Source organism: Paenarthrobacter sp. JL.01a (assembly GCF_025452095.1).
In the GTDB taxonomy this organism is placed as follows: Bacteria; Actinomycetota; Actinomycetes; order Actinomycetales; family Micrococcaceae; genus Arthrobacter.
Genome location: NZ_CP104877.1, coordinates 337,781 through 358,911, shown reverse-complemented (window position 1 = coordinate 358,911; position 21,131 = coordinate 337,781). Strand labels below are relative to the sequence as shown.

Here is a 21,131-nt window from a genome sequence, read left to right as displayed (position 1 = left end):
ATAGGATGGGCCTCATGGACGTGGAGTTTCGGCAGCTGCGGTGCTTGGCTGCAGTAGTTGACGAGGGGACGTTTACGGATGCCGCAATTGCCCTGGGAATGTCGCAGGCAGCTGTTTCCCGCAATATCGCAGCCCTCGAGCAGGCCCTGGGGGCAACGCTGCTGGAGCGGACTACGCGCATGGTCAGGCTGAGCCCTGCCGGAGAGCGTGCCACAGCGAAGGCCCGGCGGATCCTGGCGCTGTTGTCAGAGCTTGAACGCGAAGCCCGCGGCGACGCCGGACTGGTGCGGATCGGCTATGCCTGGTCAGCGCTGGGCGAGCACACCACCGCGTTCCAGCGCCATTGGAGGGAGCGCTTCCCCACAACCGAGTTGCAGCTTGTCCGGTCCAATACACCCAGCGGTGGGCTGCTGGACGGGACCACAGACCTTGCCATCCTTCGTCGCCTTCCGGCAGCGACCGGCGTCGAACATGTCCGGATCGGTACGGAAAAGCGCTACTGCGCCTTGTCCGCCGACGATCCTCTGGCTTCCCGGCGAAGTGTCAGCCTGGCACAAATCGCCGCGGGTCCCGTGGCCATGGACTTGCGGACCGGAAGCACCACCCTGGAGCTGTGGCCTGCGGAGATGCGACCGCAGCAAGTCATTCCCATTGGTGACATCGACGATTGGTTGACCATCATCGGCAGCGGTTCCGCCCGCGGGATCACGGCAGAGTCCACGGCCCACCAATACCGCCGACGCGGAGTCGTTTATCGCCCGGTCAGGGACGCGCCAACACTCCCCGTATACGCGGCCTGGCTGACGAAGGATCCCCCGCGGGAGTGCGCCTCGATCGTGCAGCTCCTGGAGTTCGTCTACGCCTGACCGTCCTCTCCCGCCCGCCGCAGAATCAATCAGTATGCTTACTATAGGCGCATGACTCAGCGAACGGTTTCGGATCTGATCGTGGAACGGCTCAAGGCTTGGGGCGTTAAGAGGGTGTTCGGCTACAGCGGCGATGGGATCAACGGCTTCATGGGAGCCCTGCCCCGCGCCGAAGGCGAGGTGGAGTTCGTCCAAGCCCGGCACGAGGAAGCTGCAGCATTCATGGCCGTGGGCCACGGGAAGTACACCGGCGGCGTTGGCGTGGTCACTTCCACCCAGGGCCCTGGCGCGGTCCACCTGCTCAACGGACTCTACGACGCGAAAATGGACGGCGTTCCAGTAGTCGCGATCATCGGACAACAGAGCCGGACTGTGCTGGGTTCGGCCTATATGCAGGAAATCGACCTGCTCACGCTGTTCAAGGATGTTGCCGCCCAGTTCGCGCAACTGGCCAGTTCCCCTGAGCAGGTTCCCATGCTGATCGACCGGGCCTTCCGCACTGCCCTCGAAACCCGCACGCCTTGCGTGGTCATCGTCCCGCACGACCTGCAGACCGCCGAGGCACCGGAGCTCGAGCCCGAACACGGCATAGTGGTTACGGCGCCAGTCTGGCACCCCTCCCGCGTGATGCCCCGCGACGAAGAACTCGACGCCGCCACGGAGATCCTGTCCCAAGGTGAGCGGATTGCCTTCTTCGTTGGCCAGGGCGCCCGGAAAGCCCGCGACGAAGTGGTTCAGCTGGCAGAAAAGCTCAAAGCGGGCGTTACCACCAGCCTGCTCGGCAAACCCTACGTCGACGAAACCCTCCCCTTCGCCACAGGAACCATGGGCCACCTCGGCACAACCGCCAGCGCCTACCTCCTGGAGAACTGCGACACCCTGCTGATCATCGGCTCCAATGACCCCTGGACCGAGTTCTACCCAAAGCCGGGACGGGCCAGGGCGGTCCAGATCGACATCGATGGCCGCAAAATCGCCAACCGCTACCCGGTGGAGCTGGGCTTGGTGGGCGACGCTGCGGAAACCCTCCGGCAGCTCTCGGTCCGTCTCGACGCCAAGCAACAGGAGAAGGAAAGCCAGCGCGCCCAGTGGCGTTCCGACGTCGAAACCCAGGTGAGCGCGTGGCGGCACCTTTCAGAGGAACGCGCCAACCTTCCTGCCGAGCCGGTAAACCCGGAGTTGGTGGTCCGCGAGCTCAGCGGAAGGCTCCCCGATAATGCCCAGCTGAGTATCGACGTCGGCAGTTGCGTTTACTGGTACGCGCGCCAATTGATCCTCCCGCCGGGAGTCCCCGCCCACCTCAGCGGCACACTGGCAAGCATGGGCTGCGCGATTCCGTACGGGCTGGCGGCCAAGCTCGCGCACCCCGACCGACCAATCGTGGCATTGGCAGGGGACGGCGGAATGCAGATGCTGGGCGTGGCCGAGCTGATCACCGTGGCGCACCGCTGGCGGAGCTGGGCGGATCCACGGTTTGTGGTGTGCGTCTTCAACAACCGTGCCTTGGCCGAGGTCTCCTGGGAGCAGCGCGAAACCGAGGCCGAACCGCGCTTCCCAGCAAGCCAGGAGCTCCCGGACTTCCCCTTCGCCGCCTATGGCGAGTTGCTGGGCTTGGCCGGGGTGCGCGTGGAGGACCCCAGCAAACTTGGCGAGGCCTGGGACTTCGCGCTTACTGCTGACCGGCCCGTGATCCTGGAGGTCAGGACGGACCCCAACATCCCTCTGCTTCCCCCCTTCCCGGCAGGAGAAGAGAAGCTTGAGGGCATGAGGTCCGCCCTGTCCCAGGAGGGTCCCGACGGCGAGCATGCACGCAAGCTGTTGGACAGCTACGCCGCAGGTGAGTCGAAACTCCGGGGTTAGGGGTTTTCCGGCTAGAGGTTCTCCACCAGGGAGACGTCGCGGACGGCGCCCTTGTCAGCGGACAACGCCATGGCAGCGTAGGCACGCAGCGCCGGGGACACCTGGCGGTCGCGGTTCTTCGGCTTGTAACCGCCGTTCACCAGGAGCTTCTCGCGGCGCTCGGCCAGGATTTCCTCGGAGACCTTCAACTCCAGCGAACGCTGGGTGATGTCGATGCTGATGATGTCGCCGTTCTCCACCAGGGCGATCTCGCCACCGGAGGCAGCCTCCGGCGAGATGTGGCCGATCGACAGGCCGGAAGTACCGCCGGAGAAGCGGCCGTCCGTAATCAGGGCGCACTTCTTGCCCAGGCCGCGGCCCTTGAGGAACGACGTCGGGTAGAGCATTTCCTGCATGCCCGGACCACCACGGGGGCCTTCGTAGCGGATGACCACTACGTCGCCTTCCTTGACGGTCTTGTTCAGGATCATCTCCACGGCCTCGTCCTGCGACTCGCACACGATGGCGGGGCCTTCGAATTTCCAGATGGACTCGTCCACGCCTGCGGTCTTCACCACGGCGCCGTCCACGGCGATGTTGCCGCGCAGCACGGCAAGGCCGCCGTCCTTGGAGAAGGCGTGCTCCAAGGAGCGGATGCAGCCACCCTCGGCGTCGGTGTCCAGGGAGGTCCACACGTTAGACTGCGAGAAAGCCGTGGAGGAACGGACACCACCGGGAGCGGCGTGCCACAAGGCCTGCGCTTCCTCGGTGGCCTTGCCGCCACGGATATCCCAGTCGTCCAACCAACCGTCGAGGTCGGTCGAGTGGACGGAGTGGACGTTCTTGTGCAGGAGGCCGCCGCGGTTCAGCTCGCCGAGCAGGGCGGGGATGCCGCCGGCGCGGTGCACGTCCTCCATGTAATACGTCTTGTTTCCGGCGACGTTCGGAGCGACCTTGGCCAGGCAGGGGACCTGGCGGGACTTGGCGTCCATCTCGGCGAGGCCGTAATCCACGCCTGCCTCCTGCGCAGCAGCCAACAGGTGCAGGATGGTGTTGGTGGAGCCACCCATGGAGATGTCCAGCGCCATGGCGTTGTCGAAGGCCTCGGCAGTGGCGATGTTGCGCGGCAGTACGGAGTCGTCGTCGCCGTCGTAATAGCGCTTGACGAGGTCGACGATCGTGGCGCCGGCCTTCTCATAGAGCGCCTTGCGCGCGGTGTGGGTGGCGAGCACGGAGCCGTTGCCCGGCAGGGCCAGGCCGATGGCCTCGGCAAGGCAGTTCATGGAGTTGGCCGTAAACATGCCGGAGCAGGATCCACAGGTGGGGCAGGCGTTCTCTTCGATGAGGTTGATGTCTTCATCGGAGATGGACTCGTCCACTGCGTCGGCAATCGCGTTCACCAGGTCCAAGGAGCGCACGGAACCGTCAGTCAGGGTCACGCGGCCGGCCTCCATGGGGCCACCGGAAACGAAGACCACCGGGATGTTCAGGCGCAGCGCGGCCATGAGCATGCCGGGGGTGATCTTGTCGCAATTGGAGATGCAGACCAGTGCGTCGGCGCAGTGTGCGTTGACCATGTACTCAACAGAGTCTGCGATCAGGTCGCGGGAGGGCAGCGAATAGAGCATGCCTGAGTGGCCCATGGCGATGCCGTCGTCGACGGCAATGGTGTTGAACTCACGCGGCACGGCACCGGCAGCAAGGATCGCGTCGGAGACGATCCTGCCCACGGGTGCGAGGTGCGTGTGGCCGGGGACGAACTCGGTGAAGGAGTTGGCGACGGCGATGATCGGCTTGCCGATGTCGGAGTTGGCGACGCCGGAAGCGCGCAGCAGTGCGCGGGCGCCGGCCATGTTGCGGCCGTGGGTAACTGTTTTAGAGCGAAGTGCAGGCATGTGTACCATCCTGCTGGTCTTCAGGGACTGCCGGAAGACGGTGTCACTACTAGTACTGAAAGTACCAGAGTAATAGTGTTATCCGAGTGAAGGATGAGAGGCGCAAAGAGCTCGGGCTGTACCTGAGGACCCGCCGGAACCAGGCGCTGCGATCGGACTACGGACTCCCGCCGGTAGGGCGCTCCCGCGAGCGCGGGCTCCGACGGGAGGAGGTGGCTTTTCTCTCCGGCGTCAGCGTCACCTGGTACACCTGGCTGGAACAAGGCCGCGACATCAGTCCGTCCAGGCAGGTGCTGGAGTCCGTGGCACGCGCCCTGCACCTTTCCGACACAGGGCTGGGCTACGTCCTCTCGTTGGGCGGGTACTCCTCCGCCCTGCCCAAGGGGCCTGTGGCCGCTGATGCGCCCGCCCACGTGCAGCGGCTGCTGGATGCGCTCGACCCCAACCCTTCGTACGCGCTTTCCCCCGATTGGGGCGTGGCAGGGTGGAACCGCGCCTATGAGGCGCTGTATCCAAACATCGGAACGTTCGACGCCGCCGACAGGAACCTTTTGTGGCTCGTCTTCACCGACCCGTATGTCCGGGACCTGCTTCCGGACTGGGATGTCACCAGCAAAAGGTTCCTCGCCGAATTCCGGGCCGAAACAGGTCAACGCCTGGGCGATCCTGATGTTGCCTACCAAGTGGAACGGCTCAAGGAAGCCAGTCCGGAGTTCCAGGAGAGTTGGGACCGCTACGACATCCTTGGCTTCGAGTCCCGCGAGCGGCTGTTCCACCACCCGGCAGTGGGAGTGCTGCAGCTTGAGCACCACCAGGTTTCGCCGTCGGACCGGCCGGACCTGCATATCGTGGTCTATACGCCGGCACCCGGGAGTGACGCCGGCGGACAGATGCAGCGGCTGATGGAGACGGCACCTTAAGGGTTGCTGAACCGCGCTATAACGTCAGCGACGCCTCGTCAGGGGTGGCCAGGGTCAACACCGCTTCCTCCACTGTTTCATGGTTCTCCAGTTCCCTCTCGATCCTTCGCAGCACCACCGCAACCTCATGTTCGGGATGGTCGCCTTGCAGATCCACCGCTGCCACGAGGTACAGCTTGCGGGGGCCGACGAATTCAAGATGAAGGTAGGTAAGCCGTGCGATGTCCTTGTGCTCCAGCAGCTGCCGCCCCATTGAACGTTCGATGTCCGGAGTGACGCCTTGCCCCACCAGGAACCGTCGGTTGCGGTCGATCAGCACCACAGCAACACCCGCCAACAAGACGCCAACCACGATCGAGCCCACAGCGTCAGGCACCGGGGACCCCGTGACCTGATGGAGGAACACCCCGGCAAAGGCAATCAGCAGGCCAACCAGCGCCGCGGCATCCTCGGCGAAAACCGCACGCAGAGTGGGATCCGAGCTGACAAGAACCTGCTCCAGGGTCCGCCGTTCCAGCTCCCTGGCTGCCTTCCGGGTCTGGCGGAAGGCCTGGACGAAGGAAAAGCCCTCCAGGACGAAGGCTACGGCCAGCACCAGGTAGGCAATCAGGAAGTCCGAGGCGGGTTCCGGCTCAATGAGCTGCTGGATCCCGTGCATGATCGAGACCACGGCCCCGGCCGTGAACAGCCCGAAAGCGGCGAACATGGACCAGACATAGGCTTCCCGGCCGTAACCCATGGGGTGGCCCTTATCCCGCGGCCGCTGGGAACGGCGTTCGGCCATGAAGAGGAACACCTGGTTTCCGGTGTCCGCCCAGGAGTGCGCGGCCTCGGCAGTCATGGATGCAGATCCCGTCAGTGCCGCTGCCACCGACTTGGCAGCGGCAACCAACGTATTCGCCGCGAAGGCAATGATGACGGTCAGCAAGGTGGAGCTGGAGTCCGATCGTTCCCGGGAGGCGGCCATAGGGATACCGTACCCAACACAAGCTCAAAAAAGTCCGTGAGGTTGGTCAGGGCCCGCGCCCGGGTGCGGGCCGGCGTCGTCGTTCAGGCGATAGTCAGCCCGCGCGCTGCGGTTCCGACTGAGCGCGGACGCTCCAGGCAGACCAATCGAGTGGATGGACAGAAGGGCGTCCCAGCAGGTAACCCTGCGCCGCGGTGACGTTCAGGGCCGTGACTTCCTGGAGTTCCTCGGCCGTTTCGATGCCCTGCGCGTGGACCTCAGCACCGATTTCGCGGGCCAGCTCCACAATGGCGCGGGCCCGGAGCTTCTGGCCTTCGTTGGCGGCGATTCCTTCGATCAGGTGGCGGTCCAGTTTGATGATGTCGGGACGCAGCTGCTCAATGCTGTCCAAGGAAACCAAGGCAGCTCCCGAGGCACTGATCGATACCCGCAGCCCCAAGGCACGAAGCCGTTCGAGACCTTCACCGTCCGATTGGGCCACGATCGATTCGAGGCCACCGGTCAGTTCAACAATGATTCTCTCCGGCGCCAAGGCCGCAGCGGCCAGCAGGTTCCGCACCCGGGGATCGTGGGACGTAGCAGGCGTAAGGTTCAGCGCGACGAACATGTTTTCGGGGACATCGTGGGCAGCCATCAGCGCGCAATGCAGCGCAGCGATTTCAAGCTCAGTCCCCAGTCCGGCCGCAGCGGCTTCGCTGAACCAGACATCGGCACCCGCCCCGTCCTCGCCAATGAACCTCGTCAGGGCTTCGACGCCGATCGGCTCGCCCTTGGGGACCGAATGGACTGGCTGGAAAGCGGTCAGGAGGAGCTTGTCGGCCAGGACGGATTGAATGCCGGCACGGACATCGTGACTCACGGGCACGAGGACGCTCCGAGAGGCATCCGAGGATTCCAGGTGCAGGCTGGAGTGTTCAAGCTGGACAGGAACGTTGGCCGCCGGCTGTGTTGTCTTGCGGGTGAGGAGCAAGTGCTGCAGCAGGGCGCCCTCGGGATCGTCCGGACTCTCGTCAAGCAGCTCGCGGAGCCTGGCCCTGGCTCCCTCGCTGCGTGGTTCGGCGTCCTCAAGAATGGACTCGATGATGTCGAGGACCTGCGCCCTCATTGTCACTTCGTCAGCGAACGGCGTCTCCCCAGTGCCATCCTGGTTGCTGCTTTGCGCGTGGTTATCCGGTGAAAGAGAGCCCGCTTCTTGAGCCATCAAATATTCCTTTGTGTGTCCCCCGCTGGCCAGGCCAGACAACTGCTGGCCCGCCTCATGAGGGCCCTGCCTCGCATCTTACAGAGAAAAGTGTCATCCGGCTCACACTTATGGTCCGAATCACGGGATCCTTCCGCTGGAAGCCGCGGGCCAGGCCCCGCCGTTGACGTCGATTTCCCGGGCCATGTCATCCAGGAACCGCATCACGACGCCCCGCTCCTCAGGGCTCAGCCGGGCCGCCGCCAGGAAACGCCCGGCCTGTTGCTTGCCCACAGTGCGCATGGCGGCGTCGTGGGTCTCCGGCGTGATGGCGATAGCGAGGGCCCTTCGGTCGGAAGGGTGCGCACGCCTTGTCACATGGCCGGCGCGTTCCAGCCGGTCGAGCAGCTTGGTGGTGGACGCCGTCGAAATATTCAGCTGGGACGCTATCGCCCCGGGCGTGGCGATGATGCCCTGGTTGGCGCAGACAATCAGGTAGTGCAGTGCGCGCATGTCCGATTGGTTGAGCTTCATATAGCGGAGGGAGGCGTCGGCGAGGCGCTGTTCGGCGTCGCGGAGCCTTCCGAGCGCGGCCATGAGCCCGCTGATTTGCTGGATATCGGCGTCCGAAAGGCAGGAACGGTCGACCAATTCCTGATGGGGATCGTTTGCATCCAGGTGATAAATACCGTCCTGTGCCGGCAAGCCGGGTTCCTCCGGTATTTCTTCAGGTCTGGACATGCTGAGTATGTTACACCTAACTTCTTACATGGTAGCCTTTCTTCTAGCTTGTCTAGCAATATCAACTGTGGGAGGAAGGCGCACAATGAACGTGACAGAGATGGTGGTCCTCCTTGACGACGCCGGCAGGCCCATCGGCGAGGCACCCAAGGCCCGGGTGCACACGCGGCAGACGCCGCTCCACCTCGCCTTCTCCTGCTACCTCCTCAACGACGACGGCGAAATCCTCCTGACCCGCCGTTCGCCGGAAAAGAAGACCTGGCCCGGAATCTGGACCAACAGCTTCTGCGGCCACCCCGGCCCAGGCGAAGATCCCCTGGACGCGGTGACGCGCCGTGCACGCTTCGAACTGGGAGTGGACGCCAACAGGATCAAACCCGCCCTCCCCCACTTCCGCTACAGGGCCGTCGACCCCACGGGCATCGTGGAGAACGAAATCTGCCCGGTCTACATCGCCAGGATCGGCGGCGAGGTTAACCCCAACCCCGCCGAGGTGGCCGACTGGGCCTGGATGTCCCCGGCAATGCTGGCCAAGTCCCTGGAGCGCAGCCCCGCCGTCTTCAGTCCCTGGCTGGGCCTTCAATTCCCGCAACTCCTCGAGGCAAGGGTGCTCGAATCCGAAACTGGAGCCAAAGCATGACCGTGACCTCCGGCGCCTTACGCAGCCGCACCGACCTCTGCACCGCGATCGAGAATGAACTGAGCGGCCTCATTGGAAAACGGGCCAGCGCAGCAACCGCCTATGGTCCCCACTTCACCAGGCTGTGGGAGCTCGCCGGCCACAACGTCCTGGGCGGAAAGTTCGTCCGCCCCCTGCTGCTGATGGAAAGCTACGAAGCACTCCACCAACCCGGAACGAACCACCGCGAAACCGCGATCAGCATTGCGGCCGCGATCGAACTCCTCCACTACTCCTTCCTGCTGCACGACGACGTGATCGACGGCGACCTCGTCCGGCGCGGACACCCCAACCTCATCGGCTCCCTCCTCGCAGAAGCCCAGGCTCTTCCCCGAAACAGCGTCGAGGGAACCCGTGAAGGCAGCGACCTCCACTGGGCCCAAACCGGCGGCATCCTCATGGGGGACATGCTCCTCGCGGCCACCCACCAAGCCTTCGCCAGGGCAGACCTCCCCCACACGCTCAGGTTGCGCCTACTGGACCTCCTGGAACACACCATCAACGAAACCGTGGCCGGTGAGCAGCTGGACGTCGGCCTGGGTGACGGCATCATCGACCCCCAGCTCGAAACCATCCTCGTCATGTGCGGCTACAAGACGGCCACCTACACCTTCGAGCTTCCCTTGCGGGCCGCCGCAGCGCTGGCAGGTGCCGACTTCGCCGTCGAAAATGCGCTCGCCACCGCCGGCCGCCATCTGGGCCTGGCGTTCCAGCTCCAGGACGACCTCCTGTCCACGTTCGGGGATCCCCGCCGGCACGGCAAGGATCCCTTTTCTGATCTGCGCGAGGGCAAGGAAACCGCGATCATCGCCCATGCCCGCACCACTGCTTCGTGGGTGGAGATTGAGCCATTCTTCGGCAGGCCCGAACTCAATGGCGCCGAGTGCGAGCGTGTCCGCCGCCAACTGGCCGACTGCGGGGCCGAGACCTTCGTCAACGGACTCATCCGGGAACAGATGCAGGCCTTTACCGACCTCCTGGACAGCACCATTCCGCCGGGCGTGTGCCGGGTCTTGCTGGATCTTGCCGGGCAACTGGAAGGACGGCAGTCATGAGCGTCACCATGGACACCTCTTTCAGCCATTTCACCCGGACCGCCGAGCGGGCGGCCAACCAGGTCATCGCCGCCTACTCCACGTCGTTCGGCCTGGCCTGCAAACTGCTGGGCCCGCGGCACCGCCAGCATGTGCGCAACATTTACGCCCTGGTGCGGGTCGCGGACGAACTCGTGGACGGTGTCACCGCCGAGGCGGGGCTCAGCTACCAGGAGCAGTGCGATGCCCTCTCGCACTTCATTGATGAAACCCACCGCGCCGTGAAACTTGGCTACAGTAGCGACCTCATCATCCACTCGTTCGCGCAGACCGCCCGGGCAGCCCGGATCGACGATTCCCTGATCGATCCGTTCTTCGAATCGATGCGCACCGACCTCGGCGGGCGCATTTCGGCCCCCGCCGCTCCCCTGCGCTTCGACGCCGACGCCCACCAGGGTTACGTCCACGGTTCCGCCGAGGTGGTGGGCCTGATGTGCCTACGCGTCTTCATGCGGGATGAGAACATCGACGACGGCGACGCCGCGGCGCTGCAGCACGGCGCCAGCCGCTTGGGGGCCGCTTTCCAGAACATCAACTTCCTGCGCGACCTCGCCGATGACACCACACGCCTGGGCCGCAGCTACCTGGGCACCTCGGAGCATCTCGAAGACCGGGACCGCATGGAATGGGTGCGCACCATCAGGGCCCAGCTGGCCGATGCCAATGCCGTCATCCCCCTCCTGCCACGTGATGCCCGGGCAGCCGTCCGGAGCGCCCTTTCGCTGTTCACAGCCCTGACCGACAAGATTGAACAGACGACCGTGGACGAGCTCTACCGTTCACGGGTCCGTGTCCCCGACGCGGTAAAAGCCGGACTCGCCGCGCGCGCCGTCGCCTCAACCTGGATGGAGATGCACCGATGAAACGGACCGTCGTGATCGGCGGTGGCATCGCTGGGCTTGCCACCGCCGCATTGCTCGCCCACGAAGGCCACGAGGTCCAGCTCCTCGAACAGCGCAGCGAAGTGGGCGGCCGGGCCGGCAGCCTGGAACGGAACGGCTTCCGCTTCGATACCGGCCCCTCCTGGTACCTCATGCCCGGCGTTTTCGACCATTTCTTCGAGCTCCTGGGGACCAGCACCGCCGAACAGCTGGACCTGCACAGCCTCAATCCCGCCTACCGCGTCTTCAGCGAACCGGATGACGGCGGCCGGCTGGAGCCGTTGACCGTCCCCTTGGGCAGCGAACAGGTTCTGGAGACGTTCGAAAAAGTGGAGCCCGGAAGCGCCAAGGAGTTGGCCACCTACCTGGCATCGGCACGGCACACCACAGAGATGGCCGAACGCTATTTCCTCTACAACCCCTTCACCAAGCTCCAGGCCCTGCTCCAGCCCGAGGTGCTGCGGAGCCTGCCCAAACTGGCGCAACTTCTCCTGACTCCCTTGGACAAGTACGTGGCCCATCGCTTCGAGCATCCGGTCCTGCGGCAAGTACTGGGCTACCCGGCCGTGTTCCTGGGCACCAGCCCCTCCGACGCGCCGGCGATGTACCACCTGATGAGCGCCCTGGACCTGGGCGACGGGGTGCAATACCCGATGGGTGGCTTCCGGGAGCTCGTGGTCCGGCTCGAAGCCCTGGCCCTCCAAGCAGGCGTAAGGATCCACACGGGTGCGGAGGCACTCAAGATCACCACACGCGAAGCCACACGGACCAAAAAAGTGGGCCGTTTTGACGGCGTAAGGCTTCCCGCGGCTTTCTCCGGCAAGGACCACCGTGAAGTCACCGGGGTGAGATGGCGCGATACCTCGGGGACCGAGCACTACAGCGTGGCCGACCTGGTGGTCTCCGGCGCCGACCTGCACCATACCGAAACCCAACTGCTCGGCGTACGGGACCGCAGCTACCCCAATTCCTGGTGGCGGCGGCGCACCAGCGGGCCCGGCGCCGTCCTGGTGATGCTGGGAGTCAAAGGCAAACTCCCGGAGCTGCCCCACCATTCGTTGTTCTTCACCCGGGACTGGGAAGCGAACTTCGCTTCCATCTTCGGGGCGGAAACCGGAATCCCCGATCCCGCGTCGATTTACGTGTGCAAACCCAGCGCCACGGATTCGGCGGTGGCTCCCGCTGATCATGAAAACCTTTTTGTCCTGGTCCCTGTCCCGGCTGATCCGTCCCTGGGTTCCGGGGGACCGGACGGAACCGGCGACATCCTCATAGAACGAACAGCCGACGCCGCCATCGACCAGATCGCCGAGTGGGCCAACATTTCCGACCTTCGCGAGCGGATCGTGGTCCGTCACACGATCGGTCCAGCCGACTTTGCCCGGGACTACAACTCCTGGCGCGGCGGCATGCTGGGACCGGCACACACCCTGGGACAAAGCGCCATGTTCCGGGCCCAGAACGCCTCCAAAAGGGTTCAAGGCCTCTACTATGCGGGAGCCACAACCGCTCCGGGCGTTGGCGTACCCATGTGCCTCATCAGTGCCGAGCTGGTCCTGAAAAGAATCCGCGGAGACCACAGCACCGGCCCAGTCAGCGTGAGGCCCGTAGCCAGCAGGATTGGCTGATGGGTGTCCTTTACCTGGTTTCGTTGTTGCTTGGCATCACCTGCATGCTGCTGCTCGACCACAGATTCCGGCTGTTTTTCTGGCACGACGCAAAAGCAGCGGCGACCGTAACCGCCGTCGGGCTGTTGTTCTTCCTCTCCTGGGACGCGGCCGGCATCGGGCTGGGGATCTTCCTCCGCGGAGAAGGGAATATCGCCACTGGTATCCTGCTTGCTCCGGAGCTACCCATCGAGGAACCCGTTTTTCTGCTTTTCCTGACCCTGTGCACCATGGTGCTGTACACCGGTACCCGGCGGCTCCTGTCCCCTGCGCCGGGGAAGCGTCTCGAGAGGGAGCGTGAAAACGCATGACCTACCTTTGGCTCGCACTCCTCTTCGTGGCCGCGGCAGTAGTGGCCGGGGTGGCTTTTGCCGCTCAGGCGTCGCCCCGCGGTGAATCCCGGCGACATTGGCAAGCCGTGGGCCTGGCTTTCGCGGCACTCGCTGTCCTGACTGCAGTGTTCGACTCCGTCATGATCGGCATGGAGCTCTTCCACTACGACACCTCCCACCTCCTGGGTGTCACGGTCGGCCTGGCACCTATTGAAGACTTCGCCTATCCGCTGGCCGGCGTGGTGGCACTCCCTGGCCTATGGATGTGGCTGACCCGACGACACGAGCGCGACGGCGACGCAACGCGGGGAGAGACGTCCCGGCTCAAGGGCCTCATCCCCCAGGCACTGCTGGCATCACGCCCCGTCAGCTGGATCAATACGGCCTATCCGTTCGCCGCGGCAATGCTGCTGACCACCCGCCAGATCGACTGGGTGCTGGTGGTGGGAACGTTCTACTTCCTGATCCCGTACAACTTGGCCATGTACGGCATCAACGACGTCTTCGACTACGAATCGGACCTGAAGAACCCACGCAAAGGCGGCATCGAAGGCGCCCTGCTCCAACCAAGGCTCCACCGGCCCATGCTTTGGCTCGCCGCCATCACCAACATTCCGTTCCTGCTGGTACTCGCGCTCGCAGGAGGTCCGGCATCGTGGCTGCCCTTGCTGGTGAGCACGTTCGCGGTGGTGGCTTACTCCGCCGCAGGACTCCGCTTCAAGGAACGCCCGGTCTTGGACTCGATAACGTCCAGTACGCACTTCGTGAGTCCCGCCGTCGTCGGCCTTGCGATCGCCGGCGCCGACGTGACGCCCGGACTGATCATCCTGCTGGCCGCGTTCTTCCTGTGGGGAATGGCCGCGCATGCCTTTGGCGCCGTCCAGGACATCGAACCGGACCGGCAGGCCGGCATCGGCTCCATAGCGACAGTCATCGGTGCCCGCCGGACGGTGCGCCTCGCCGTCGTGCTGTGGCTGGTAGCCGGCCTGGCCATGCTGGCAACGCCGTGGCCCGGTCCGCTCGCGGCGATCATCGCCGTCCCTTACATCGTCAACTGCGCGCCGTACTGGAACGTGACGGACACGACGGCGGCACGCACCAACACGGCATGGCGGCGGTTCATCTGGCTCAACTACGGCTCAGGATTTTTGGTGACACTCATCTTCATCCTGCACTGGAGCCTCACGTCATGAGCCGGCCGGCTCCCCGGGGTCCTCATCGATGGTGTCCATCGCCTCGCGCATGTGCAGGAGGAAGTCCACCACTACGCGGGACTCGTCGGGGCTCAGGGCAGATGCAGCTTCGAGCATCCGTTGGTGCATCCCGCCCAAGGTGTGGCGCACTTCCTGGTCCGAACCCGGCGTCGCCTTCAGGATCAGTGCGCGGCGGTCCGTGGGGTGGGGCTCACGACGAATATGGCCTGACTCCACCAGCCGGTCGATCAACGTTGTCATGGATGCCGACGTTATCCCGAGCTTGTCGCCCAGATCCTTCGGCTTCATCAACTTGCCGGCAGCTTCGGCCTCAAACAGATATCGCAGTGCCAGCAAGTCTTTCTCGCCCATCCCCATGGCGGAACGTGTCCGGCGGCGCATCGCTTGCTCGGAGGCCCGATAGTCCCTCAGTGCGTTCAGGACATCGATGGCGATGGCCTTCTGTCCAGGGTCTTTTCCGTACCAATAGCCCCTTGCGTGGCCTTCCGTATCCATCCGATGTTCCTTCGATAAGCGTAAAGCTCGCTTCACTAGCAATTTGATAGTAAGTCACGGACCCCGTGAATGCATGAAACCGCACAACCCGTAAGGAAAGAGGCTCATCACATGGCAACCGGGAGCACAGATTTCAGGCGGCAAATCACTGTAACGGCAAGCCTGGTTGTCTGCATCGTTGGCTCGATGATCGGCGTCGGTGTCTTCGGCGGGACACCCATCGCCCAGGCGGCCGGCGGTGCGTTAGCCGCCGACTCAACCCTCCTGGCACCAGCCACGCCTGCGTTCTCCATCTGGTCCGTGGTCTACGCCGGGCTTGTGGGCTACACCGTGTGGCAATGGCTGCCATCGCAGCGCTCAAACCCCCGGCAACGAGCCTTAGGTTGGACCGTTGCTGCGTCCATGGTCCTCAATGCCACCTGGATTCTGTCCGTCCAGGCGGGCTGGCTTTACATCAGCGTTCTGGTGATTCTGGCGCTGCTGGTCACCTTGGTCCTGGCTTTTCTGCGCTACAGCCGCACCCGCGCCGCCTCCTGGGTTGAGGCTGTGGTGGTGGACGGAACCCTGGGGCTCTACCTCGGCTGGACCAGCGTCGCCGTGTGCGCCAACATTGCGGCGGCGTTGAAGGCCAGCGGTTTCTCCGGCCTGGGCCTGCGGCCCGAGGTGTGGTCGGTTGCCGTACTTGTAGTGGTTGCGGTGGTTGGTGTTGCCTTGGCCGTCAAGGGCCATGGCCGGCTCGCATTGGCCGCTGCCATCGCATGGGGTCTGGTGTGGATCACCGTTGGCCGCAGCTCCGACGCCCCCGAGTCATTCCCCACGGCGATCGCGGCTGCCGTCGCTGCCGCCTTGGTCCTGGGTGCTGCGATCACGGTGCGGGCGCGGGTGGTGGCGGCTGCGGCCTAGGGATTGGCTGGCTTTTCCACATAGGGCGGTTGGTGCCTTTTGGGTGCTGTTGTTGGTTGGAAGAGTTGGGGCATGGAGCAGATACACCTCGGGGAGACGAAAAGAACTGGCGCGCCCCTGTCTGATGTAGCTGATTGCATCGTTGCCATCGGTTCGTTTCCCTTGAGCGCCGATACCGGGGAGCTGATAGCCCAGCTTCGAGAGTTGGAGGCTTTAAAGTCTGCGATCTGTGGGTTGCAGGCAAGGGTGGCTGTTGCTTTTGATACGGCCCAGCGCGCCAGCGAGGCCGCGCGGGGTGTTCCCGCGGCGGAGCAGGGCCGGGGCGTCGGGGCGGAGGTGGCGTTGGCGCGCCGGGAGTCCCCGAACCGCGGTGCCCGGCTGTTCGGGTTGGCCAAGGCGTTGGTGGCGGAGATGCCGCACACCATGGCTGCCCTCGAGTCGGGTCAGTTGAGTGAGTGGCGGGCCACGTTGCTGGCGCGCGAGACAGCGTGTCTTTCGGTCGAGGACCGTGCCGGCGTCGATGCCGAACTTGCAGCTGACACCGGGACGTTCGAAGGAGCCGGGGATAAGGTCATTGTCGCCGCCGCGAGGGCCGCCGCGTACCGGCGGGACCCGCGGACTGTCGCTCAACGCGCGGGCCGTGCCGTGTCGGACCGGACGGTAAGCCTGCGGCCCGCCCCGGACACCATGACCGTCCTGACCGCGCTGCTTCCGGTGGCGCAAGGCGTGGCGGTGTTTGCGGCCTTGTCCAAGGCTGCGGACACGGCCCGGTCGCGGCCCGGTGCCGTGGAACGTTCCCGTGGCCAGGCCATGGCCGACACTCTCGTTGAGCGTCTGACCGGCAAAGCCGGCGGAATCAACGGGGTTGAGCTTCAGCTCGTCATGACCGACCGTACGTTGTTCCAAGGCGACAGTGAACCGGCCCGACTCCAGGGCTATGGCATCGTCCCGGCCCAGTGGGCAAGGGAACTGACAAACCCCGCCCAGGCGACGGCGGGAGGGGAAAAGCCCGCAGTGGACTCTGAGTACAGCCTGTGGCTTCGCCGGCTCTACACCGCACCGGCCACCGGGGACCTGATCAGCACCGACTCCAAAGCCAGGCTCTTCCCACCGAGGCTCAGACGCTTCATCGAAACCCGCGACCACACCTGCCGGACCCCTTACTGCGACGCGCCCATCCGCCACACCGACCACATCATCCCCTGGCACCAGGGCGGGCCCACCACCCTGGATAACGGCGCCGGGCTCTGCGAAGCCTGCAACCACAGCAAAGAACAGCCCGGCTGGACAAGCACCGCCGGCCAGCGGGCCGAACCAGCCCCCGATACCCGCCACACGCTCACACTCCAAACACCCAGCGGACACAGCTACCTTTCCACCGCCCCACCCCTTCCAGGACTCGAACTCGATGCGGGTCACCGAATCGAACCAGCGCCGTCCGAAGGACCGGTCGAAGCCAGTACCGAGGCTGCCGCCCCAGGCACAGTTATGCCCGCATCGCCTCCGGACCCGCATCCCGTAGATTCCCGGGACCTTACACGCGTCTAAGAGGCCAGGAGCCGGGTGGAGACACCCGGGCGCGAGTGCAGGTTTGTCCAGGCTTCAGCCATCGAGCCGGTACACGGAACCGTGGCTGCGCGACTCCGCCGTGAATTCGCTGCGATCCCAGTCCGCCCAACGGGCTTCCAACTGGAATCCGGCCAACCGGGCCATGAGGTCCAGCTCGCTGGGCCAGATATAGCGGTGCGGTGTCCGGCCTATCCGCGCTTCCCGGTTGGAGAGCTCCTCCTCAAACTGCACGTGGTGGGAGATAACGTGCTGACGAAGAACGTCATAGGTATCCACCCAACAGGTACCCGGGCTGACTCACTTCCACAGTCACCCCGTGTCCCGGCAGCAGCGAGCGCAATTGTGGCACCCAAAGCTCAATGACGAAACAGCCGCCGGGTGCCAGATGCCGGGCAGCGTTCTGGAAGCAACGGACCTGCTCGTCCTGGGGCAACAGGTTCGCAATGGTGTTGAGCACCAGATACGCCAGCGTAAATTCGCCCGGGATGTGTGTTTCTGACATGTCACCTTGGACCACGGGAATGGTTTCGGGGTCCACTTTCGTCCGCAGGCGGCGGATCATGGCGTGGGGTAGTTCGATGCCGCTCACCGGGACGCCCGCTGCGGCGACAGGCACGGCCACCCTGCCGGTACCGATGGCGAATTCGATGGCGGCACCGTCACCGGCAAGTTCTGACAGGACCTGCACTGTAGGACCCAGAACTGCCGGGGAGAACATGCCCTCCCCCGGGGTGTCGTACCGCTCGGCGGTTTCTTCGTCCCACAACTCCTGTTGGTCGGTCATGGTGCCACTGTGACAGGACCCGCGCTGCAGGATAATCCACAATGCCGGTAGCCTGGCGTAACGATTGACATGACATAACTCACATTCTGTAAGCTACATTCAAGTCACGCAGCCGGCTTCCTTCGCTTCACACAGGGAGGTCCAGATGGCCCCCAATTCCCTCAAAGCCACCACCTTGCAAACCCACGGGGCAGCAGCTTCCGCAGCTTCTGTAGCTCGACGAAGAGCAGCAGTTCCCCACGGAACCCACACCGCAGCCAACAAACCCGACGCACTCCCGGGCGCCATAGCAGTGAGGCAGCTGTTTCACCGCTGGCCCCTGGTGCCGTCCCGGGAACTCGAGCGGATCCGCCACGTGCTCCTGCATTGCGACCAGCTGGGCTCCCCTGACACCCACCACCTTTCCGAGCCGGCCCAAGCTCTCCTGGAACTGATAACCAGCGAGTTGGACCGGCGTCGAACCCCGGAAAACCGCGGGCAGCGTGCGGCAGCAGAAGCGTCTTCCCGCAAGGGGGCTGCTTAGGTGGCCGGGTAATTTGAATTGTTCGAGGAAGCAGACGGAGACTGCCGTGTTCGACTCGTCGATGATGACGGGACGGAACTTGCCCTCTCCGTCTGCTTCCGGGACAGGAAGTCGGCAGCCAAGGCCATCTACTCGCTGCGGGAGATTGCGGCGAGCGGACTGATTGAGGACCACACGTCACGGGCCTTCTGAGGCGGCTAGCGGATGATCGGAAGTCCCGCCGTCGGGAAGACGCTGGGGAAGATCGACGGCGGCGGAACAGGAACATCGTCCAGCGCGACCGTTACGGTCTCGGCACCGACGGTGACGTCGTGGTCCCGCACCTTCACCTGCAGCGGCTGGTCACTGTAACCGGGACCGTCCACGAGGGTAAGCGCGATGGACCCCTGTGCCAGATCAACGGCGAGCAGTCGTCCCTGCACCTTAAGCCTGAAGGACAGCCCCTCCCATTCAGCAGGCAGCCGGGGGTCGAAACGCAGGACAGCGCCTTGGTCGCGCATCCCGGCGAAGCCGCACACCAAGGAACTCCAAATGCCGCCAGTGGAAGCAATGTGGACGCCGTCAATGGTGTTGCCGTGGGAGTTGTCCAGGTCGATGAACAATGCTTCGGTGAAGTGCTTCAGTGCGATATCGCCGTAGCCCACCTCGGCCGCCATGATTCCCTGGACGCACGCGGACAGGGTGGAGTCACCTGTGGTGATGGGATCGTAGAAGTCGAAGGCGCGCTGCTTTTCCTCCGCGGTGAAGTCCTGCCACTGAAGGAACATGGCCAGCACGGTGTCGGCCTGCTTGAGGACCTGGTGCCGGTAGATCACCAGCGGGTGGAAGTTCAACAGCAGCGGGTACTTGGACTTGGGAGTGTTCCAGTCCCACGGTTCCAGCGTCATGAAGTCGTTGTCCTGGCTGAACACCTGGAGGTGGGGATCGTAGGGAAGCGACATCCGTTCGGCGGCCTGCCTCCAGACCATGCGCTCTGTTTCCGCGATGCCCTCATGTTCCAGTGCGGCCGCTGCCCGGAGGTTAAAGCGCGCCATGACGTTGGTGTAGAGGTTGTCGTTGACCACTGCCGTGTACTCGTCCGGCCCGGTGACGCCGTGGATGTGGAACATGCCGTCTTTGCCGAAGAAGCCCAGGGAAGCCCACATGCGTGCTGTCTCGATCAACAGGTCGGCACCGAGCTCCGCACTGAACGTCTCATCGCCGCTTGCCCACTGGTAGCGGTTGGCAGCAAAGGCGATGGCCGCGGCAATGTGGAACTGTGCTGTGCCGGCCGCGTAGTAGGCGCTGGCTTCCAGACCGTTGATGGTGCGCCACGGGAACAACGCGCCGTCCACACTGAGTTCCTTGGCACGCACCCTGGCATCCGGAAGCATCGCATGCCGTGATTCGAGGACCTTCCTGGCACCACACGGGTTGGTGTACGTCAGGTAAGGCAGGAGGTAGACCTCCTGATCCCAGAAATAGTGGCCTTCATAGCCCGAACCGCTCACGCCCTTTGCGGGAATGCCGGCCACTCCGGCACGGGCGGTGGCCTGCGCGAGTTGGAAGAGGCTCCATCGAACTGCCTGCTGCATCTCCGGCTGACCACCGATCGAGACATCGGCCGTGGTCCAGTACTCGTCGTAATGCGCCTTGCTCTGCGCAAGGATCTCCGGGAACGGCACCAAGGTGGCTTCTGCGTCCGCGGCCAGGCTTTCGCCCCGGTCTTCCGTGTCAGAAGAGCCGGCAACTACGTAACTGACCGACTTCTCAAGACGGAAAGTGTCGCCGTCGTGGATGGCCAAGACATAACGGACGGATGATTCGTCCTCGGCCACCAACGTCTCGAACGGCTGGCCCTCGGCGGAAATCCAGTGGTCGACAGCCATGGCTACGCGCTGGCGGGACTCTGAGGTTTCCCAAGCAAGGCGCAGCGAACCATCGGCGCCGTGCAGGTGAAGTGGGAGAAGCACCCGGCCTGCGTGCCGGCCCGAACGCCGGGGGTCGTGGACCGAGTGGTCCTCCACAGGCTGGTCCTGGCGGTTGACGACGCCGGAGGTGATGTCGGCGGACACGTCACGGTCCGCCGACAAGGACAGTTCCAGGCCAATACATCCGCGGGAATCGAACCCAACAGCGCGGCGCTCAACGGTGGTGACCGTAGCCCCCGAGCGGCAGGACCACACGATGCGTTCCTCGTAAACGCCCGTGGAAAAGTCCACGCTGCGGTGGTAGTCCAGCACCGTGGACTCAGCCAGGCTCAGGGCTTCGCCGTCGATGGAAACCGTGAAGTTGTTGGCATCCGGAACGTAGACGATCCGCTGGCCCGTCCGGGCAAAGCCGTAGGCGTTCTCGGCGTGCTTGATGTCCCAGATCTCATGGAAGCCATTGATGAACGTACCGGGAAGTTCCCCGTCACCGGCCGTGGAATGCGAACCACGGATGCCAAGATGGCCGTTGCCAAGCGCAAACAGCGTTTCCAGAGTCCCCTCGTCACCGGGAACGTGGATGTTTTCCACAAGCTTCCAGGGCTCGCAGGGGAAACGCAGCCGATCGGAGCTGATGAGTGCCATGGGCGGTTGAAATCCTTCGAAAAAGTAGGG

General features: G+C 64.3%; 19 protein-coding genes and 1 pseudogene. 13 read left to right on the top strand and 7 right to left on the bottom strand.

Going from position 1 to position 21,131, the window contains the following annotated elements; translation table 11 throughout:
- The first annotated feature begins 14 nt into the window (after positions 1-14).
- Both N5P29_RS01765 and N5P29_RS01760 read left to right on the top strand, forming a co-directional pair.
- On the top strand, positions 15-866 hold the full coding sequence (locus N5P29_RS01765; protein ID WP_262276979.1) for a LysR family transcriptional regulator: 852 nt from the start codon (positions 15-17) through the stop codon (positions 864-866).
- 51 nt (positions 867-917) lie between these two features.
- Positions 918-2,726, top strand: coding sequence for a thiamine pyrophosphate-requiring protein (locus N5P29_RS01760; RefSeq protein ID WP_262276978.1), 1,809 nt, complete (start codon positions 918-920; stop codon positions 2,724-2,726).
- An 11-nt stretch (positions 2,727-2,737) separates the two neighbouring features.
- Here N5P29_RS01760 and ilvD read toward each other — a convergent pair whose 3' ends face one another.
- The gene (ilvD, locus tag N5P29_RS01755; protein ID WP_262276977.1) at positions 2,738-4,600 is read right to left on the bottom strand and encodes a dihydroxy-acid dehydratase; all 1,863 of its coding nucleotides are present in this window, start codon (positions 4,598-4,600) and stop codon (positions 2,738-2,740) included.
- Positions 4,601-4,686: 86 nt separating this feature from the next.
- Here ilvD and N5P29_RS01750 point away from each other — a divergent pair, with 86 nt between their 5' ends.
- The gene (locus N5P29_RS01750; RefSeq protein WP_262276976.1) at positions 4,687-5,520 is read left to right on the top strand and encodes a helix-turn-helix transcriptional regulator; all 834 of its coding nucleotides are present in this window, start codon (positions 4,687-4,689) and stop codon (positions 5,518-5,520) included.
- 16 nt (positions 5,521-5,536) lie between these two features.
- Here N5P29_RS01750 and N5P29_RS01745 read toward each other — a convergent pair whose 3' ends face one another.
- The 3 genes from N5P29_RS01745 to N5P29_RS01735 form a co-directional block, all read right to left on the bottom strand.
- Positions 5,537-6,487 carry a cation diffusion facilitator family transporter gene (locus tag N5P29_RS01745; RefSeq protein ID WP_262276975.1) on the bottom strand — a complete coding sequence of 317 codons (951 nt, stop codon included), beginning with the start codon at positions 6,485-6,487 and terminating at the stop codon, positions 5,537-5,539.
- Between the two features lie 94 nt (positions 6,488-6,581).
- Positions 6,582-7,688: an EAL domain-containing protein gene (locus tag N5P29_RS01740; protein WP_262276974.1), complete on the bottom strand. Its 1,107-nt coding sequence runs from the start codon at positions 7,686-7,688 to the stop codon at positions 6,582-6,584.
- Between the two features lie 120 nt (positions 7,689-7,808).
- The gene (locus N5P29_RS01735) at positions 7,809-8,408 is read right to left on the bottom strand and encodes a MarR family winged helix-turn-helix transcriptional regulator (RefSeq protein ID WP_262276973.1); all 600 of its coding nucleotides are present in this window, start codon (positions 8,406-8,408) and stop codon (positions 7,809-7,811) included.
- Between the two features lie 85 nt (positions 8,409-8,493).
- On the opposite strand from N5P29_RS01735, the gene idi reads away from it, so the two are divergent.
- Genes idi through N5P29_RS01705 form a run of 6 tightly spaced genes read left to right on the top strand, consistent with a single transcriptional unit; the run spans position 8,494 to position 14,254 of the window.
- Positions 8,494-9,048 carry an isopentenyl-diphosphate Delta-isomerase gene (idi, locus tag N5P29_RS01730; RefSeq protein ID WP_262276972.1) on the top strand — a complete coding sequence of 185 codons (555 nt, stop codon included), beginning with the start codon at positions 8,494-8,496 and terminating at the stop codon, positions 9,046-9,048.
- Complete coding sequence (locus tag N5P29_RS01725; RefSeq protein WP_262276971.1) at positions 9,045-10,142, top strand: polyprenyl synthetase family protein; 1,098 nt, start codon at positions 9,045-9,047, stop codon at positions 10,140-10,142. Before idi ends, N5P29_RS01725 begins: the two co-directional genes overlap by 4 nt.
- Positions 10,139-11,044: a phytoene/squalene synthase family protein gene (locus N5P29_RS01720; RefSeq protein ID WP_262276970.1), complete on the top strand. Its 906-nt coding sequence runs from the start codon at positions 10,139-10,141 to the stop codon at positions 11,042-11,044. The genes N5P29_RS01725 and N5P29_RS01720 overlap by 4 nt, the downstream gene beginning before the upstream one ends.
- Positions 11,041-12,690: a phytoene desaturase family protein gene (gene crtI / locus N5P29_RS01715; RefSeq protein WP_262276969.1), complete on the top strand. Its 1,650-nt coding sequence runs from the start codon at positions 11,041-11,043 to the stop codon at positions 12,688-12,690. Before N5P29_RS01720 ends, crtI begins: the two co-directional genes overlap by 4 nt.
- Positions 12,690-13,040 carry a lycopene cyclase domain-containing protein gene (locus N5P29_RS01710; protein WP_262276968.1) on the top strand — a complete coding sequence of 117 codons (351 nt, stop codon included), beginning with the start codon at positions 12,690-12,692 and terminating at the stop codon, positions 13,038-13,040. The genes crtI and N5P29_RS01710 overlap by 1 nt, the downstream gene beginning before the upstream one ends.
- Positions 13,037-14,254, top strand: a complete 1,218-nt coding sequence (locus N5P29_RS01705) for a prenyltransferase (protein ID WP_262276967.1) — start codon at positions 13,037-13,039, stop codon at positions 14,252-14,254. The genes N5P29_RS01710 and N5P29_RS01705 overlap by 4 nt, the downstream gene beginning before the upstream one ends.
- On the opposite strand, the gene N5P29_RS01700 is transcribed toward N5P29_RS01705, so the two are convergent.
- Positions 14,249-14,770, bottom strand: a complete 522-nt coding sequence (locus N5P29_RS01700; RefSeq protein WP_262276966.1) for a MarR family winged helix-turn-helix transcriptional regulator — start codon at positions 14,768-14,770, stop codon at positions 14,249-14,251. The genes N5P29_RS01705 and N5P29_RS01700 overlap by 6 nt on opposite strands.
- 111 nt (positions 14,771-14,881) lie before the next feature.
- On the opposite strand from N5P29_RS01700, the gene N5P29_RS01695 reads away from it, so the two are divergent.
- Together N5P29_RS01695 and N5P29_RS01690 are read left to right on the top strand one after the other, a co-directional pair.
- Complete coding sequence (locus tag N5P29_RS01695; RefSeq protein ID WP_262276965.1) at positions 14,882-15,673, top strand: TspO-related membrane protein; 792 nt, start codon at positions 14,882-14,884, stop codon at positions 15,671-15,673.
- 72 nt (positions 15,674-15,745) lie between these two features.
- The gene (locus N5P29_RS01690) at positions 15,746-17,221 is read left to right on the top strand and encodes an HNH endonuclease (RefSeq protein ID WP_262276964.1); all 1,476 of its coding nucleotides are present in this window, start codon (positions 15,746-15,748) and stop codon (positions 17,219-17,221) included.
- Positions 17,222-17,275: 54 nt separating this feature from the next.
- On the opposite strand, the pseudogene N5P29_RS01685 reads toward N5P29_RS01690, so the two are convergent.
- Positions 17,276-18,026 (bottom strand): annotated as a pseudogene (locus N5P29_RS01685) (methyltransferase domain-containing protein).
- 145 nt (positions 18,027-18,171) lie between these two features.
- Between N5P29_RS01685 and N5P29_RS01680 the strand changes: the two are divergent.
- Positions 18,172-18,549 carry a hypothetical protein gene (locus N5P29_RS01680; protein ID WP_262276963.1) on the top strand — a complete coding sequence of 126 codons (378 nt, stop codon included), beginning with the start codon at positions 18,172-18,174 and terminating at the stop codon, positions 18,547-18,549.
- Positions 18,550-18,567: 18 nt separating this feature from the next.
- Complete coding sequence (locus N5P29_RS01675) at positions 18,568-18,741, top strand: YegP family protein (RefSeq protein ID WP_262276962.1); 174 nt, start codon at positions 18,568-18,570, stop codon at positions 18,739-18,741.
- Positions 18,742-18,746: 5 nt separating this feature from the next.
- Here the strand turns inward: N5P29_RS01675 and N5P29_RS01670 are convergent, their stop codons facing one another.
- Positions 18,747-21,101, bottom strand: a complete 2,355-nt coding sequence (locus N5P29_RS01670) for a glycoside hydrolase family 65 protein (protein WP_262276961.1) — start codon at positions 21,099-21,101, stop codon at positions 18,747-18,749.
- Positions 21,102-21,131: the final 30 nt, after the last annotated feature.